Source organism: Chitinophaga pollutisoli (genome assembly GCF_038396755.1).
Classification (GTDB): domain Bacteria; phylum Bacteroidota; class Bacteroidia; order Chitinophagales; family Chitinophagaceae; genus Chitinophaga; species Chitinophaga pollutisoli.
The window spans coordinates 4,970,200-4,986,935 of the sequence record NZ_CP149822.1; the positions used below are offsets into that span (position 1 = coordinate 4,970,200).

Sequence of the window (16,736 nt, forward strand, 5' to 3'; positions counted from 1 at the left end):
CGGCGAATTTATGGCTTTAATACGAACGATACAAATCGATCCGGCCACCCGGCTGGGAGTGTGGAAAATTGGTGAAGAAGAAGGGTTTTTCAGGAAAAGGGTGAACATCGACCCCGGCGTCCACCATCCCCACAAGCGCCTCCAGCATTTCGCAGGGCGCTACCTCCTTGTGGAGCTTTTCCCCGAGCTGCCCGTGCATGAAATCCGGAAACTCGACAGCCGGAAACCATATATTCCCGGAAATCCTTATTATTTTTCCATCTCGCATTGCGGCGATTTTGCCGCCGCCATCGTGAGCACCCGCGAACATGTGGGCATTGATATCGAAAACGTGCAACCAAAAATCGGCCGCGTTGCCCACAAGTTCCTCGCCGAACGCGAACGGCAGTTCATCTCCGGCATCAGCCGGCTCGAACACCAGACCGTTTGCTGGTCGGCCAAAGAAGCCGTTTACAAATGGTACGGCCTCGGCGGGCTCGACTTTAAAGCCAACATGCAGCTCCAGGCCTTTCCGCTCCAGCAGGCGGGAATGCTCGTCTGCGACTTTCTGAAGGAAGACCGCATGGCCTGCCTGGATCTGCAGTACATCATCGACAATAACCTATGCCTCGCCTGGACGGCCGGGGAAAACAAACAACCGAACCAGCAATGAAAATTTTTCTCTTGGGGTTTATGGGAGCCGGAAAATCCTATTGGGGCAAGCAGCTCGCCGCGCATTGGGACCTCCCTTTCTTCGATCTCGACGACGTGATCGTGGAAGCGGAAGGCATGCCCGTAGCCGATATCTTCAACACCAAAGGCGAAACCTATTTCCGGGAGCTGGAAAGCCGCCTGCTCCGCGAACTGGCGCTCGATAACGACCGCTTCCTCATTTCCTGCGGCGGCGGAACGCCTTGTTTCTCCGATACCATGGATTTCATGAACGAGAACGGTAAAACGATCTGGCTCAATCCTTCGGTAGGGGTGATGGTGGAGCGGCTGCAGCGCAAACAGCACAAGCGCCCCCTTATCCAGGACCTCACGCCGGAAGACCTGGCCGCCTTTACCGAGAAAAAATTGCTGGAACGCCAGCCATATTATGAGCAAAGTCAGGTGATCATCAGTGACGATGAGATATCTTTGGAAACTTTTGACAAACTGATCCACCATGCATAAATCGTATTTAGTATGGGCCGCCGCCCTCGGCGCCCTCTCCGTGATCCTTGGCGCATTTGGCGCGCATAAGCTGAAAGAACTTGTGCCCCCGGAAACCGTGAGTACTTTCCAGACCGGCGTTACTTACCAGTTCTATCACGTATTTGCACTGCTGGCGGTGGGTATTTTGTATGCGCACATCCCTTCGCCGCAACTCGTGTGGGCAGGGCGCTTTTTCTTGCTTGGCATCCTCCTGTTTTCAGGCTCGCTGTATATCCTCACGATGCTGAAAGCCACTGAAACCGTAGGCCTCCGCGGCATCGGCGCCATCACGCCTATCGGCGGACTGCTTTTCATCGCCGGATGGATCAGCCTGCTGATCGGCATCCTCAAAAAATAATTTCCGCATATCCGCCATATCTCCAACCATGCGTAAAAAAGCCTTCCTCACCGGGTTGCAGCTGATGATCGGCTGCGCCCTTTTCGCACAGGAAAAACCTTTCGATCCAGCAGATTATGAAACGGTAACCCTCCGTCCGGACAAACCCGCGGTTTTCCGGCAGGATGTACAGATCCCCGTCGCCAACGACTCTTTCCGCCTCAAAGGCGTTTTCACCCGCCCCGGGAAAGAAGGTAAACACCCCGCCATCCTGCTGCTGCCGGGCAATGCATCCTACAACCTCGACGCCGCCGCATTCTCCGCCACCGTTCTCGAACGGATCGCGCAGACGTTCGCGGAAGAGGGTTTCGCCGTTTTATATTTCGACGACCGCAACGCCGCCGCGAACGGCAGTTACGCCACCCTTGCCCGCGACGCAGCGGACGCGCTGAAGGAATTACGTTCCCTTCCCCAGGTGGATCCCCGCAAAACCGGTATCGTTGCTCACAACGCCGGCGCCGCCGCAGGCCTGATGATAGCCGCGCAGGATACCACCCTTCGCTTCTTTGTGCCAATGGCGGCGCAGGGCGCGGGAAGCCCTGCTACCATGGCGAATTTCATGTTGGCCGTGCATGCGGATAAGGAACCCGGCTTCAGGGAACGCGCGGCCCGGGAAGGTGAGGTGCTCATGAAAATTGCAGGTGCCGGCCAGCCGCATTATTCACTCCTCCTGCAATTGAAAAGAGCCGCCATCGGCTTCGAGCGGGAGTTCCGGCTGGAAAAGAAGATTCCTGACAATGCGGAAACCGGGTACGCGCTCATGCTTATCCAGACGTATTCGCTGCCGGAAATGATCGCTTTCGCCACCTACAATCCAACGGAATACATGAACCGGGTGAAATGTCCCGTGCTGGCTTTGTTTGGAGAGAACGACGAGCTGATCGCCCCGTCCGCCCACAGTTCTGCGTGGAAGCAGCAAATACCCGGGGCCACTATCCGGTCATTTCCCGGAATGAATCATTATCTTTCCAATAGCGGCCATAAACAACCGTCCGAATCTGTGTTGAAGGAAATCGCCGGCTGGATACGGGATGTGTTGAAAACCAGCCGTTGATTTTTTTCGCAGCCTGCCATTTCAGCATACATTTTGAATGCATGAGCGGCGACGGCAAAAACTGTTGAAGATGTACAAATACCTTATCATACTCGGTCTTGCCATCGGCACCGTGGCCCGTGGCCAGGAACGCCCGCAACATCCCCAGCCCCCGTATCCCTATTTTTCGGAAGAGGTGACGTTCGATAACGCGAAAGACGGCTTCAAACTGGCGGGCACTTTTACCCGCCCGGAAGCCGCCGGAAAATATCCCGCTGTGATCCTCGTTAGCGGGAGCGGCCCGCAGGACCGCGACAGCGATATCTTCGGACATAAATCTTTTCTTGTGCTGGCCGATCACCTCACCCGCAACGGTATTGCCGTGCTCCGGTACGACGACCGCGGCACGAACAAAAGCGGCGGCGACATGAAAGGCAGTGATATTTCCGGATTCACGCGCGACGCGCAGGCCGCGATGCAATATCTCCGTTCCCGCCCAGACGTGGATGCTAAAAAGGCCGGCATTATCGGCCATAGCGAAGGCGGCGCCATCGGGCAGATCATGGCATCGGAAGATCCCGGCGTGGCTTTCCTCGTTTCGATGGCGGGCCCCGGCGTTGACGGCGCGGAGCTGATCATGAGCCAGACCGAAGCCATCCTGCGGTTGTATCAGCTTACAGACACCATTATTAAAATGCAGCTCGGTTACCAGCGCGCCATGATGGACGCCATCGTGCAGGAAAAGGATACCGCTGCGCTGCGGGCGCGCATCATGCGCAACGCCGGCAGGCAATACAACGAAAATCCCAACCTGAAAGCCGTGCAGCCGGAGGAGCCTTTCGTGAGGGCCGTAACGGCGCAGTATATGTCGCCCGAGTACCTTTCCATCGTCCGTTTCGATCCAAAACCCTATTTTGCCGCCATAAAATGCCCGGTGCTGGCGTTGAATGGCGATAAAGACATCCAGGTGGTGAGCAGCGTACACCTGGCAGGTTGGAAGAACGGGGTGAAGCAGGCCACGATCCGTGAGCTGCCGGGCCTCAACCATCTTTTCCAGCAATGCAATACCTGTCAGGTGTCTGAATACAAGACCCTGACGGAAACCATATCTCCGGCGGCCCTCGGTGTGATGACCGAATGGATCCGGCAAACCACGGGCCTGGCGAAATAATTTCCGCGATTGGCCCGGCAATAGTTAATTTTGATTTCGATTATGGCAGGAAACAAACTGAAATCAGAGAAGAAAGAACCGAAAAAGAAGAAAGTGGAGGCACCGGCTCCCAATCCCGACGTGCTCAAGCCGGACAAGGAACCGGAAGTGAAAGTGCGGGAACTGGTGAAGGATGAGCGCACGCACAAAGTGCTGGGTGCGGTTTTCCTGTTGTTGTCGCTGTATTGTTTTATCGCGTTCACCTCTTATCTTTTTACCTGGGAAGAAGATCAGGATAAGGTATTCCGCTATTCCTCGTCCGTTTTGTTCCGCGACGATGTGGAGGTGGACAACCTGCTGGGCAGGCTCGGTGCGTTTACATCGCACTGGTTTTTCTATAAAGGTTTCGGCATTGCGTCGTACCTGTTTACCTATTTCTTTTTCATTATCGGGATTAATTTCATCGTCGGCCGGAGGGTTTTCCGTTTCTGGCGGAATGTGAAATACATCCTATTCGGATTGCTGTTCCTCAGCATGACGTTCGCGTTCCTGACCGGTAAATCCGCGTTCCCCTGGGGCGGCGCCCTGGGCGATGCGCTGAACAAATGGGTGAGTGGCTTCCTCGGTAAAACCGGGACCGGCCTGCTGCTGATCACTTCCGGCATTTGCTGGCTCATCTGGAAATTCAACCTGGATTTCAAATGGCCGGAAAAGCAACCCAAACCTGCCAAGGCCGTTACTCCGGCGTATGCGGAAGAAGAAGCGGAAGATGAAGGGATGGAAGAAGATTACCGGAACGCACCCAGCATCAATGATCGCTATAACGGCTTGAAAGGCGATGCCGCGCCCGTTTTCAAGGAAGAAATAGAGGAATTCGACCCGGCTTTGCAATTGGTGGAGCGGGAGGAACCGGCCCCCTTCGCCACGGAGCCTCCGCCGTTCCAGATGCCTGAACCGGAACCGGAAGACCTGGCGCTGGAGGAATTGAAACTCACCATCCACGAAACGGAACCCGAGCCAGCGCCGCAACCGCCCGTTGACGCAACTCCCGCGCCGATTCCGCTCGACATTCCGCCCCCGCGCCGCGCAAACCACGCGTAGCGGAAGACGTGGCCTTCGAGATCAAGCCGGTGTACGAAGATCCGACAGACGAAGAAGTGGAAGAAATCGTGCCCGTCCGCGAAACAGTGCCGGTAGACCCCTACGAGCCTACCCTCGACCTGCGCGACTACAAGTATCCCGCGCTCGACCTGCTGGAGAACCACGGGTCCGACAAGATCGTGCAGGATGCTTCGGAGCTGGAAAAGAACAAGAACCAGATCATCGACACCCTCAAGAACTACGATATTTCTATCCAGAAGATCAGCGCTACCGTTGGGCCTACTGTTACCCTGTACGAGATCGTACCGGCGGCGGGCGTCCGCATCTCCCGGATCAAAAACCTGGAGGACGATATCGCCCTGAGCCTTTCCGCGCTCGGAATCCGTATCATCGCGCCCATTCCCGGCCGCGGTACGATCGGGATCGAGGTGCCGAACGTGAAAAAGACCATCGTTTCGCTGCGCAATATGCTGGCATCGGATAAATTCCAGCACAGCCAGATGGACCTTCCCATCGCTATCGGCAAGAAAATCGACAACGAAAACTTTATCGCCGACCTCGCCAAAATGCCCCACCTGCTCATGGCGGGTGCCACGGGACAAGGTAAATCCGTGGGTATTAATACCTTGCTCGTTTCGCTGCTGTACAAGAAACACCCGTCGCAGCTGAAGTTCGTGCTGGTAGACCCGAAGAAGGTGGAGCTGAGTTTGTATAAACTGATCGAGAAGCACTTTTTGGCGAAACTGCCGGGAGAGGAAGACGCGATCATCACCGATACCAAAAAAGTGGTGCATACGCTGAACGCGCTTTGTATCGAAATGGATCTGCGGTACGACCTGCTGAAGGAAGCCGGTACGCGCAACATCCGCGAATACAACGCCAAGTTCACCCAGCGCCGCCTCAATCCGCAGAAGGGCCACCGTTACCTGCCGTTCATCGTACTGGTGATTGATGAGTTCGCCGACCTGATCATGACGGCAGGGAAGGAAGTGGAGATGCCGATCGCCCGCCTGGCGCAGCTGGCGCGCGCCGTGGGCATCCACCTTATCATCGCCACGCAGCGCCCGTCGGTGAATATCATTACGGGTACGATCAAGGCGAACTTCCCGGCGCGTATTGCGTTCAAGGTGTCGTCCAAGATCGACTCCCGCACTATCCTGGACACAGGCGGGGCTGAGCAGCTCATCGGGCAGGGGGACATGCTCATTTCCTTTAACGGGGAAGTGGTACGCCTCCAGTGCGCCTTCGTGGATACGCCGGAAGTGGAAAGCGTGGCCGAATTTATCGGCGAGCAGCGCGGTTACCCGGATGCGTTCCTGCTGCCGGAATATATCGACGAAAAAGACATGGAAGGGAAGGATTTCAGCCTGGCCGACCGCGATCCGCTGTTCGAGGAAGCTGCGCGCGTGATCGTACAGAACCAGCAGGGATCGACCTCATTATTGCAACGCCGGATGAAACTGGGCTACAACAGGGCAGGCAGGCTGATGGACCAGCTGGAAGCCGCCGGGATCGTGGGGCCGAACATGGGCAGCAAGGCGCGCGACGTGATCGTGAAATCGGAATCGGACCTGGAAGAGATCCTCAATAGTATGTTATAAACATTATTTGTAATAATTTTGCATTTCTTTAACAGCGGGATTTAAACGTCCCGGCATAACATTTGTCTATCTTACCAGAGATAAAACTTAAAATGAACAGAATGATCAAGAAAACGGTATTTACGGGCCTGATTCTTTGCGGATTGATGGGCGGCGCTGTGGCACAAACCGGGAAAAACGATCCCAAAGCCAAGGCGGTGCTGGACAATGTGAGCAAGAAATTCAAGTCCCTCAAATCTGTTATCGCCAATTTCGTATTGAAAGTAGAAGGCGCCAACAACAGCATATCCGATTCCAGGAAGGGATCTGTATACGTGAAAGGCACGAAATATAAAGTGGTGATGGGTGACCAGGAAATCATCAGCGACAATAAAACCTCCTGGACATATGCCAAAGATGTGAATGAAGTGACCATCAACAACGTGGATCAAAGCAGCCAGGGCATGACGCCGGCGAAGATTTTCACCAATTTCTACGATAAGGATTTCCTGTACAAACTGAACGGCGAAACCACCGAGAAAGGGAAGGTGTTGCAGAATATCGAACTGACGCCGACGGACAAATCCAAGCCTTTCTTCAAAGTGCTGATCGATGTGGACAAGAAAACATCCACCCTGGCGCGGATGAAAGTATTTGAGAAAAACGGCAACCGGTATACATATGAAATCAACAGTTTCCAGCCGAACGGTGCGGTAACGGATGAGATGTTCACGTTCGACGCGAAAAAGCATCCTGGTGTGGAAGTAGTGGATCTCAGGTAATTAGCGACCGGAAGATATTGGAAGGGCCCCCTGCGCAAGGGGGCTTTTTTATTACCGGGAACGCCTACTATCCCGGCATTGTCATCTCTGGGCGGATATCATGGGGTACTTTCCTTTTTTTATTACATTTGCCACGTTTATTTTAAAAATCAAGCAATATGGCATACGACGTAATCGTAATTGGTAGCGGTCCCGGTGGATACGTGGCAGCTATCCGGGCTTCACAACTGGGTTTAAAAACAGCGGTAGTAGAACGGGAGAATTTGGGCGGTATCTGTTTGAACTGGGGATGTATCCCAACCAAGGCATTGTTGAAATCTGCGCAGGTAATGGAATATATCCAGCATTCCAAAGATTACGGCGTGACCGTAGGCGACGCGAAGGCTGATTTTCCGGCGGTAATCAAGCGTTCCCGCGGAGCGGCCGACAAAATGAGCAAGGGCGTTCAGTTCCTCATGAAGAAGAACAAAATCGACGTGATCCTTGGCAACGGTAAACTGAAAGCGAAAGGGCAGGTGGAAGTGACCGATAAAGACGGCAAAGCCACGGTTCATGAAGCCAAACATATCATCCTGGCTACCGGCGCACGTTCCCGCGAGCTGCCAAACCTGAAAATCGACGGCAAATCCGTTATCGGATATCGCGAAGCCATGAACCTGCCCACGCAGCCCAAAAGCATGATCGTGGTAGGTTCCGGCGCCATCGGCGTGGAATTCGCGTACTTCTATGCTACCATGGGCACGAAAGTGACCATCGTTGAATTCATGCCGCGCATCGTGCCGGTGGAAGACGAGGATATCTCCAAAGAACTCGAAAAAATCTACAAAAAGAAAGGCATCGACGTAATGACCAACGCTTCCGTAGAAGCCGTGGAAGCCACCAAAACCGGTGTTAAAGCCAAGGTAAAAACCGCCTCCGGCGAAGTAACCCTGGAAGCTGACGTGGTACTGAGCGCTGTGGGCATCACCGCCAACATCGAAAACATCGGCCTCGAAACCCTGGGCGTTAAAACCGACAAAGGCAAGGTGCTGGTAGATAAATACTACGCTACCAACGTAGCCGGCGTATACGCCATCGGCGACATCGTTCCCGGCCAGGCGCTGGCGCACGTAGCTTCCCGCGAAGCGATCATCGCCGTGGAAGCCATCGCTTACAACGAGAAGAAATACAACCATAAGCCCACGCCCGTTGATTACAACAACGTTCCGGGCTGTACCTACAGCACACCGGAAATCGCTTCCGTGGGTTATACCGAAAAAGCGGCCAAAGAAGCCGGTTACGAAGTGAAAGTGGGCAAATTCCCCTATTCCGCTTCCGGCAAGGCTGTTGGCGCCGGCGCTACCGAAGGTTTCGTAAAAGTGATTTTCGACGCCAAATACGGCGAATGGCTGGGTACCCACATGATCGGCGCGAACGTGACCGAAGCCATCGTACAAACCGTTACCGCACGCACCCTGGAAACCACTTACCAGGAAGTGCTCAACAGCATCCACCCGCACCCGACCATGGCCGAGGCGGTGAAAGATGCCATCGAAGCGGCTTACGGCGAGGCAATCCACCTGTAATGCAATTTTTCCGAATAGTAAAAAGGCTGTCCATCCCGGACGGCCTTTTTTCATGTTCCGCGCTTTCCTTAAATTGCCGCTTTGTTTCACCAAATCAAACTTATGCGGCAATCTATCAAACTATACCTGCTGCTGGGGGCTTTTATCGCCATCCGCTTATCCGCTTCCGCTACGGAAGGGATGTGGCTACCCCACCTGCTGGGCTCGCTGAACGAGAAGGAAATGAAGGGAATGGGACTAAAAATCAACGCGTCAGACATTTATAATGTCAATAAAGGCAGTTTGAAAGATGCCATTGTCAGCTTCGGAGGATTCTGCACCGGGGAGATCATCTCGTCAAAAGGCCTGCTCCTCACTAACCACCACTGCGGCTACGACGCCATCCAGAAACATTCTTCCCTCCAAAACAATTACCTCGACAACGGCTTCTGGGCCCGCACACAGCGTGAGGAACTGCCCAATCCGGGCCTCACCGCTACTTTTATCGTCCGCATCGAAGACGTGACCAAACAAGCCCTCGCAGGCGTAAACCCGGGAGCGGGAGAACGCGAACGGCAGTCGGCCATCGATAAAAACCTCTCCGCCATCAAGTCTGGCGCAAATAAAGCATCCTGGCAGGATGTGCTCATCAAGCCGTTTTTCGAATCCAACCAGTATTTCCTATTCGTGACCGAGACGTATAAAGACGTCCGCCTCGTGGGCGCGCCGCCTTCTTCCATCGGTAAATTCGGCGCGGATACCGACAATCTGGATGTGGCCCCGGCATACCGGCGACTTCTCCATGTTCCGGGTATATGCGGGGAAAGACAATAAACCGGCCGATTACAGCGCTGAAAACGTGCCCCTGCAGCCGAAACACTTCCTGCCCATTTCGCTCGACGGCGTGGCGGAAAACGACTTTACCATGGTGTTCGGGTTTCCCGGCCGTACGAACGAATACCTGCCTTCCCGCGCCATGCAACTGATCGTGGAAGGGCAGGATCCCGCCCGCGTAGGCATGCGCGACGCAGCGCTCAAAGTGATCGACGGGTATATGCGCAAAGACGGGCAGATCAAGATCCAGTACGCCGCCAAGCAGGCGTCAACTGCCAATGCCTGGAAAAAATGGATCGGGGAGATGCAGGGTGTGCGCGCGACCGGGGGTATCGAACGGAAACTGGCGTATGAGAAACGCTTCACCGGGCTGGTGCAGGCCAGCCCCGCGTTCCGCAACGAATACGGCGGGCTGCTCGATTCGCTCAATAATCTTTACAACGACCTCGCGCCTTATGCCGTGGCCCGGGATTATTACACCGAGCTCGTCCGCAACGTGGAAATGTTCACCCTGGCCAATAACCTGGTGAACCTCCTGCAGGAGACCCGCGCCGCCGGCGAAGATCAATACCCGGCTTTGCGGGAAAAATTCCTCGCTTCCGCACAAACTTCCTTTAAAAACTACAACCTGGATGTAGACCGCGACGTGGCTACCGCACTGTTTGATCTTTACTTCAAGGAGGTGCCCTCCAACAAGATCGGCGGCGAAGCCTACCAGATCTGGATGGAAACGAATAAAGACGGGAAAACCACGGCCAACAAGCTCTACAGCCAATCCGCGCTGATCTCCTTCGACGCGCTGAAAGCGTTCGTGGAGCGCCCCTACGCTACCGTGGCCACCGATATCTGGAAAGACCCCGCCACAAGGTTCCTCATCGGCCTGCGCAATGGCTACGCCGAACTGGTGAGCAAACCGCACGACGCCATCCAGTCCGACATCAACCGCCTCCAGCGCCGTTACATGCAGGCGCAAATGGATGTGCTGAAAGACCGCCGCTTCTATCCCGATGCCAACAGCACCCTGCGCCTGACTTACGGAAAAGTGGACGGATACGCGCCCCGCGACGCGGTGCAATACGATTTCATGACCACGCTCGACGGCGTGATGGAAAAATACAAACCCGGCGATTACGAGTTCGACGTCCCCGAAAAACTCCGCCAGCTCCATGCCGCCAAAGATTACGGCCAGTACGGGCAGAATGGTAAAATGCCGGTGTGCTTCATCGCTTCCAACCATACGACCGGCGGTAATTCCGGCAGCCCGGCCCTGGACGGGTACGGCAACCTCATCGGCCTCAATTTCGACCGCACCTGGGAAGGCACGATGAGCGACATTAACTACGATGCCTCCATCTGCCGCAACATCATGGTGGATATCCGCTACGTATTATTCGTAGTGGACAAATTCGCCGGTGCCAAACACCTGATCGAAGAGATGAAACTCGTACATCCCAAGAAAGCGAAAGTGGTGCCCATGCGCAAAAAGGCGGCATAGTGCATCGTTTGATAACAAGGGAAGCCGGTCTGCACAGACCGGCTTTTTTTTGCCCCTGCGGAAAAACATACTTCATTTTCAGTACTTTTATCTGACAGCACCTAACCGGATGACACAGCGCATACATGGACCAACTATTGCCAATCGACATCAACCAACTGTTTCACCGGATCAGTGAAGGAGACGAGGAAGCGTTCGGTATTTTATTCCGGCATTCCGTTTCAGCGCTCTACCCGTTCATACTCCGCATGGTAAAACAACAGGCCGCCGCCGAAGAAGTGGTGCAGGCCTCGTTTTTGCGCGTATGGCTCAGCCGCGACAAGCTGCCCGGTGTGGAGCAGCCGAAAGCCTGGCTCTATAAAGTGGTGGCGAACGAATGTTATACCTGGATGCGCAAGGAGGCCCGGGAAATGAAGCTGCGCGCGGGTTCGGGAGTGGGCGAGGAGGTGGACGACAGTCTTTCCGCGGAAATCGCCATGCGGGAAACGCGGCGGCTGATTGCGGAAGCGGTGGGGCATATGCCGGCGCAGCGGAAGAAAATTTTTACCATGAGCCGGCAGCAGGGGATGAGCATCCCGGAGATCGCGGATGCGCTGGGATTATCGCCCAATTCTGTGAAAAATACACTGGTACTGGCATTGAGGGATATCCGGCAGTACCTGGTGCGTCATGGCAGGCTGATCCCTTTTGTAATGCTGCTGGCGGGATGGAAAATATTTTTTGAGATGATAGGTCCTTTCCCTTTCGGGCGGATTCTTATATAACGGAGGGGCTGCGTGCCCCAGAGCGACTGGCACTATTCCACAAATGAACTTACGATTTTATGCAGGAAGAAAGACTGAGGTATTTACTTGGTTTGCACCTTCATGGCCGTACATCTGCGGCCGAAGCGGAAGAACTCAACGCATTGTTGCAGGACGAAAGTAAAGCAGCTCTTTTTATACCCATTTTGTCTGAAATGATGGCGGCGTCGCCCGCGGCGGCGGATTATGATGCCGGCTGCTGGGAATCGGTGCGGCAGCGCATCCTGGAGGCGGATGCCGGCGTGCAGCTTGCACCCCAGCGGCGCACCTGGTGGAAATGGGCGGCAGCGGCCGTGGTGGCGGGGATTCTGGCAACGGGAGCCTGGCAGTATACACATCGGGAAAAATTGCCCGCTGCGGCGGTTTCGATGGAAGGGCGGTATAAAAACGACGTTCCGCCCGGCGGCAACCGCGCTTCGCTGATGCTGGCCAACGGTGATGTGATCGACCTGGACGCGGCGGCGGATGGAAAGCTGGCGCAACAAGGCACCACCCGGATCAGCAAGTTGCAGGACGGGCAGGTGGCGTATAACGAAGACGAAGATGCAACCGTAGCGGCCTGGAACACGCTTACGACGCCAAGGGGCGGGCAATTCCGGCTGACGCTGCCCGACGGCACGCAGGTCTGGCTCAACGCCGCCAGCTCCTTACGCTTCCCGACGGCGTTTGTAGGGAAGGAGCGGATCGTGGAGCTGACTGGCGAAGCGTATTTCGAAGTAGCGAAGGATGCCGGAAAGCCCTTCATCGTAAAAGCTGCTGGTGGGATGGACGTGCAGGTGTTGGGGACGCACTTCAATGTGGCGGCTTATGAAGAAGAGCCCTCGTCCACCGTTACCCTCCTCGAAGGTGCGGTGACCGTCAACCGGCAACAACTGGAGCCGGGCCAGCAGGCGATCAGGCAGAACGGGCACATCCGCATCAGGCCGGCGGATACTGAGCAGGCGGTAGCCTGGAAAAACGGGTACTTCAGTTTCAACGACGCGGATATAACTACCGTGATGAAGGAATTGGAGCGCTGGTACGACATCAAGGTCCAATATGACACGGATGCGTCGAAACTCCGCTTCGGCGGCGGTATCCAGCGGAGCCTGCCATTGAGCAGCGTGTTGAAAATACTGGAGAAATACCAGGTGAAATTCAGGATAGACGGACGGGTAATCACCGTCATACCATAATATTCCTAACCAATTAAAAACTATTTGCTTATCGACTAACTGAAAACCGACGGACCAACCTTTTCAGCCCGACATAAAAAGGCCGGTGATGCGCTAACATGACCGGCCGGGGGCGATACAATTGACGCTAACCAATTTTTATCACCAAAGTCAAATCTATGCTTTTTTTGATGCTTTGTACCAGCACAAAGTTTTGTGGAGAGCTATGAAACTATCAACCAGTCTATTATTGATCGGCGCGCTGCATGTTAGTGCCGCCGCCCGCTCCCAGAAAGTGACGCTGGCCGTCAGAAACGCGCCGTTAACGGAAGTCTTCAAGGCGATCCAACGGCAGTCCGGCTACATCGTTTTTTACAACAACGAATTGCTTTCCCGCTCCGTTCCGGTAACGCTGAGCGTGAAAGGTGCGCCTGTAAAAGATGTGCTGGCACAGGTCCTGGAGCCCCAGGGCCTGCATTACGCTATCGAAGACAAAACGATTTTCCTGCTTGCGATGCCAAGGGCGGCGAAGATGGCGGAGCCCGCGGTACAGTTTATCACCGTAACCGGCCGCGTGACGGATGGTAACGGTGCGCCGCTGCCCGGGGTGTCCGTGAAAGTCAAAGGCTCCTCCCGAGGGGCGCTCACCAACGAGAACGGGGAGTTTTCGCTGGCCGACGTGGATCCGGGATCGGTGCTCGTTTTCACTTCCATCGGGTTTAACCCGCAGCAAGTGGCGCTCGGCGGCAGGACGGTCATCAATCTCCGGCTGGAAGCCGTTTCCAGCAAGCTGGAGGCCGTCCAGGTGGTGAACACCGGTTACCAGGCCATTTCCGCCGAAAGGGCCACCGGCTCCTTCTCCTTCATTTCGCCCACCCGCCTGGAAGCCAAGCTGCGCCCCGATCTGAGGGCCGCACTGGAAGGGCAGGCCGCGGGCGTGGTGATTTCCCGGGAAGGAAACGTGGAAATCCGCGGGGTATCCACGATCAACGCCGAAACCAAGCCCCTGCTGGTGGTAGACGGATATCCGACCCAGGGCGACCTCGAAAGCATCAACATCGACAATATCGAAAGCATCACGGTGCTCAAGGACGCGGTGGCCGCATCCATCTACGGTGCGCGCTCCAGCAACGGGGTAATCGTGATCACCACGCGGAAGGGCCGTCCGGGTACCATGCGCGTACAATACCGGGGCTCCACGGGCATCACCCTCAAACCCCAGGTCAGCTACCTCAACCGCGCCTCCGCGAGCGATTACATCGATGCCGAAATCGACCTGTTCAACCAGGATCCCAACACCTATCTCAACAGTTATAACAACTACGGTTCGATGACCGAAGTGAATTACCTCCTCCTCGCCAAACAACAGGGATGGGTAACCGCCAAGGAAGCCGACGACCGCATCCAGGTGCTGCGCAATACCAATACGGCGGATCAGCTCGAAGAGCATTATTTCCGCCATCAGTTCAACCAGCAGCATAACATCTCGCTTAGCGGCGGCAGCGAGAAGAATTCGCTGAACGCAGCGCTGCGCTACATCACCAACGAAAACAATACCATCGGCAATAACGACAACCGCCTCATCCTCGATTTCAAAAACGACTGGCGGCCGGTGAAAAATATCGGGGTGAGCCTGTTCACCAACGTCAATTACGCGACCACCAAGCAGCCGGTGCGTCAGTGGACCGACATGCTCGGGTTTACATCTACCTCGCTCATCCAGCCATACAGCCCCGTTGTAGATGAAAACGGCAATCCCGCGCGGCTCTTTACGCGCAACGTGAAGCGCGACGAACGTTACGCCGGTATCGGCGGCCTGAAGCCATTGCATTATAACCCGCTGGAAGATCTCGGCCTGGAGATCGGCAAAACGCAGAACCTGCTCGTCCGTTTCGGGGGCAATATCCAGGCCACCATCACCCAGGGGCTGACGGCGGAGCTGGGCGGCAACTGGTCGAGGGGGTATACCAATTCCCGCTCCGTATACGACAAGAATTCGTTCCGGATGCGGCTGGGGTATAACGACGCCACTTCCGCCACTACACCCGGCAAGCATTACATTCCCGACGGCGCGATGGTCACCGAAACGCGCGGCGCTTCGCAATACTACATGCTGCGCGGGCAGCTGGGCTTCAACCGGAATATTGGTTTGAAACATTATGTGGCGGCCATCGCCGGGATGGAAATCAGCCAGATGCAGACGGACAACAACCAGTATCCCACGCGCTTTGGCTACAACGATCAGGCGGGAACTTTCGCCATCATGAACTACGCGGATTACATCGCGGGCAATTACAACAGCGACATGCTGGGTACTAACAGGCCCGGCGTATCGGCCGGCGCGTATACATTTGCCGACAACCGCTTCGTAAGCTATTACGCCAACGGTTCTTATGAATACGACAACCGTTTTATCGTCAGCGGCAGTATCCGCCTGGATCAGACCAACTTCTTCGGGACTGACCCCAAATACCGCTACAAGCCGCTGTGGAGCGCCGGTGCGACATATAAGCTGGCGAAAGAAAAGTTCTTCAACGTGCCCTGGATCGATAAGCTGAACATTCGCGGATCGTATGGTATCAACGGGAATATTTCCCTCAACGCCGGTCCCTTCCTCATCATCAATCCTACCAGTTATTCGGCGCTGGTTGGCGACGTGAACTACAACATCACCTCGCCGCCGAACAACAGCCTGCGGTGGGAGCGTACGAATGTGGTGAACTTCGGAACCGATGTGGCAGTATTCCGCAACCGCCTGAAAGCGACGTTTGATTACTACCGGAAAATGAGCTTCGATGTACTCGCATCCGACGCCATCGACCCCACCAGAGGCTTTACGAGCCAGGTGAAGAACGCCGGGAGAATCCTCAACCAGGGTTTCGAAATTTCACTGGAATCGGATGTGTTGAAGAAGAAAAATTTCGTGTGGAATACGATGTTCATCTTCGCGTTTAACAAGAATACGGTAAAGGAATACAACGTGAATTTCCTTTACCCGACCACCCTCACCAGCGGCGCGATCCGCAAGGAAGGCGACCCGCTCGACGCATTGTATGCCTATCGCTACGCAGGACTGGACAACAACGGTGTGGCGCAGTTTTATGATAAAACAGGCAAGCTCACCGGTGGCGGTAATGCGAAAGTAGACGACCTCGTATATGCCGGTACGCTGCGGCCGCCGTATGTGATGAGTATGACCAACACCCTCAGCTACCGCCAGTTCGACCTGTCGTTCATGCTGATCGCCCGCATGGGGAACGTGTTGCGGAAAGATGCTTTCACCGGTTCCAACTACATCAACAAACACGTAGCCGAGCGCTGGCGCAAGCCGGGCGACGAGGCGCATACCATCTACCCGAAACTGACCGCCTGGAATATGGACATGTTCTATTTCCCGTATAGCGATGTGCTCGTGGAAAGCGCCAACTTCCTGAAGCTGCGCGACGTAACGCTGAGCTACACGCTGCCGAAGGAAATCCTGAAACGCGCGCACATCAAAGACAGCAAACTGTACTTCCAGTCGCGGAACTTGTTCATGATCACGGCCAACAGCGACCGCCGCGATCCGGAGATCTCGGATCTCAACAGGACAGGCGGTACCGGCGCGTTTACCGAACAGGGCTTCACCACCCTGCCGCTGCGCCCCGAATTGTATGTGGGTATCATGTTCACCCTTTAAAACTGAAA

Annotated in this window: 14 protein-coding genes; all 14 read left to right on the forward strand. The window is 55.2% G+C overall.

What is annotated here, in order from left to right; translation table 11 throughout:
* The first annotated feature begins 10 nt into the window (after positions 1-10).
* On the forward strand, positions 11-652 hold the full coding sequence (locus tag WJU16_RS21125; RefSeq protein ID WP_341835387.1) for a 4'-phosphopantetheinyl transferase superfamily protein: 642 nt from the start codon (positions 11-13) through the stop codon (positions 650-652).
* Positions 649-1,155 (forward strand): shikimate kinase, encoded by a 507-nt coding sequence (locus WJU16_RS21130; protein WP_341835388.1) that lies wholly within the window; start codon positions 649-651, stop codon positions 1,153-1,155. The genes WJU16_RS21125 and WJU16_RS21130 overlap by 4 nt, the downstream gene beginning before the upstream one ends.
* Entirely contained in the window at positions 1,148-1,534 is a 387-nt protein-coding gene (locus tag WJU16_RS21135) for a DUF423 domain-containing protein (RefSeq protein WP_341835389.1), read from the forward strand. Before WJU16_RS21130 ends, WJU16_RS21135 begins: the two co-directional genes overlap by 8 nt.
* A 28-nt stretch (positions 1,535-1,562) precedes the next feature.
* Positions 1,563-2,627: a hypothetical protein gene (locus WJU16_RS21140; RefSeq protein WP_341835390.1), complete on the forward strand. Its 1,065-nt coding sequence runs from the start codon at positions 1,563-1,565 to the stop codon at positions 2,625-2,627.
* A gap of 70 nt (positions 2,628-2,697) precedes the next feature.
* On the forward strand, positions 2,698-3,777 hold the full coding sequence (locus WJU16_RS21145) for an alpha/beta fold hydrolase (RefSeq protein WP_341835391.1): 1,080 nt from the start codon (positions 2,698-2,700) through the stop codon (positions 3,775-3,777).
* 42 nt (positions 3,778-3,819) lie between these two features.
* Positions 3,820-4,857: a DNA translocase FtsK 4TM domain-containing protein gene (locus WJU16_RS21150; protein WP_341835392.1), complete on the forward strand. Its 1,038-nt coding sequence runs from the start codon at positions 3,820-3,822 to the stop codon at positions 4,855-4,857.
* Between the two features lie 8 nt (positions 4,858-4,865).
* Positions 4,866-6,458 (forward strand): DNA translocase FtsK, encoded by a 1,593-nt coding sequence (locus WJU16_RS21155; RefSeq protein WP_341835393.1) that lies wholly within the window; start codon positions 4,866-4,868, stop codon positions 6,456-6,458.
* A 101-nt stretch (positions 6,459-6,559) separates the two neighbouring features.
* On the forward strand, positions 6,560-7,219 hold the full coding sequence (locus tag WJU16_RS21160; protein WP_341835394.1) for an outer membrane lipoprotein carrier protein LolA: 660 nt from the start codon (positions 6,560-6,562) through the stop codon (positions 7,217-7,219).
* Positions 7,220-7,377: 158 nt separating this feature from the next.
* A complete protein-coding gene (gene lpdA, locus WJU16_RS21165; protein WP_341835395.1) occupies positions 7,378-8,784 on the forward strand; it encodes a dihydrolipoyl dehydrogenase in 1,407 nt (468 codons plus the stop codon).
* Positions 8,785-8,886: 102 nt separating this feature from the next.
* A complete protein-coding gene (locus WJU16_RS21170; RefSeq protein WP_341835396.1) occupies positions 8,887-9,597 on the forward strand; it encodes a S46 family peptidase in 711 nt (236 codons plus the stop codon).
* Positions 9,536-11,092, forward strand: coding sequence for a S46 family peptidase (locus WJU16_RS21175; RefSeq protein ID WP_341835397.1), 1,557 nt, complete (start codon positions 9,536-9,538; stop codon positions 11,090-11,092). Before WJU16_RS21170 ends, WJU16_RS21175 begins: the two co-directional genes overlap by 62 nt.
* A 125-nt stretch (positions 11,093-11,217) precedes the next feature.
* Entirely contained in the window at positions 11,218-11,856 is a 639-nt protein-coding gene (locus WJU16_RS21180) for a sigma-70 family RNA polymerase sigma factor (protein ID WP_341835398.1), read from the forward strand.
* A gap of 59 nt (positions 11,857-11,915) precedes the next feature.
* Positions 11,916-13,070, forward strand: coding sequence for a FecR domain-containing protein (locus WJU16_RS21185; protein WP_341835399.1), 1,155 nt, complete (start codon positions 11,916-11,918; stop codon positions 13,068-13,070).
* A gap of 205 nt (positions 13,071-13,275) precedes the next feature.
* Positions 13,276-16,728 carry a SusC/RagA family TonB-linked outer membrane protein gene (locus WJU16_RS21190; RefSeq protein WP_341835400.1) on the forward strand — a complete coding sequence of 1,151 codons (3,453 nt, stop codon included), beginning with the start codon at positions 13,276-13,278 and terminating at the stop codon, positions 16,726-16,728.
* Positions 16,729-16,736 lie beyond the last annotated feature (8 nt).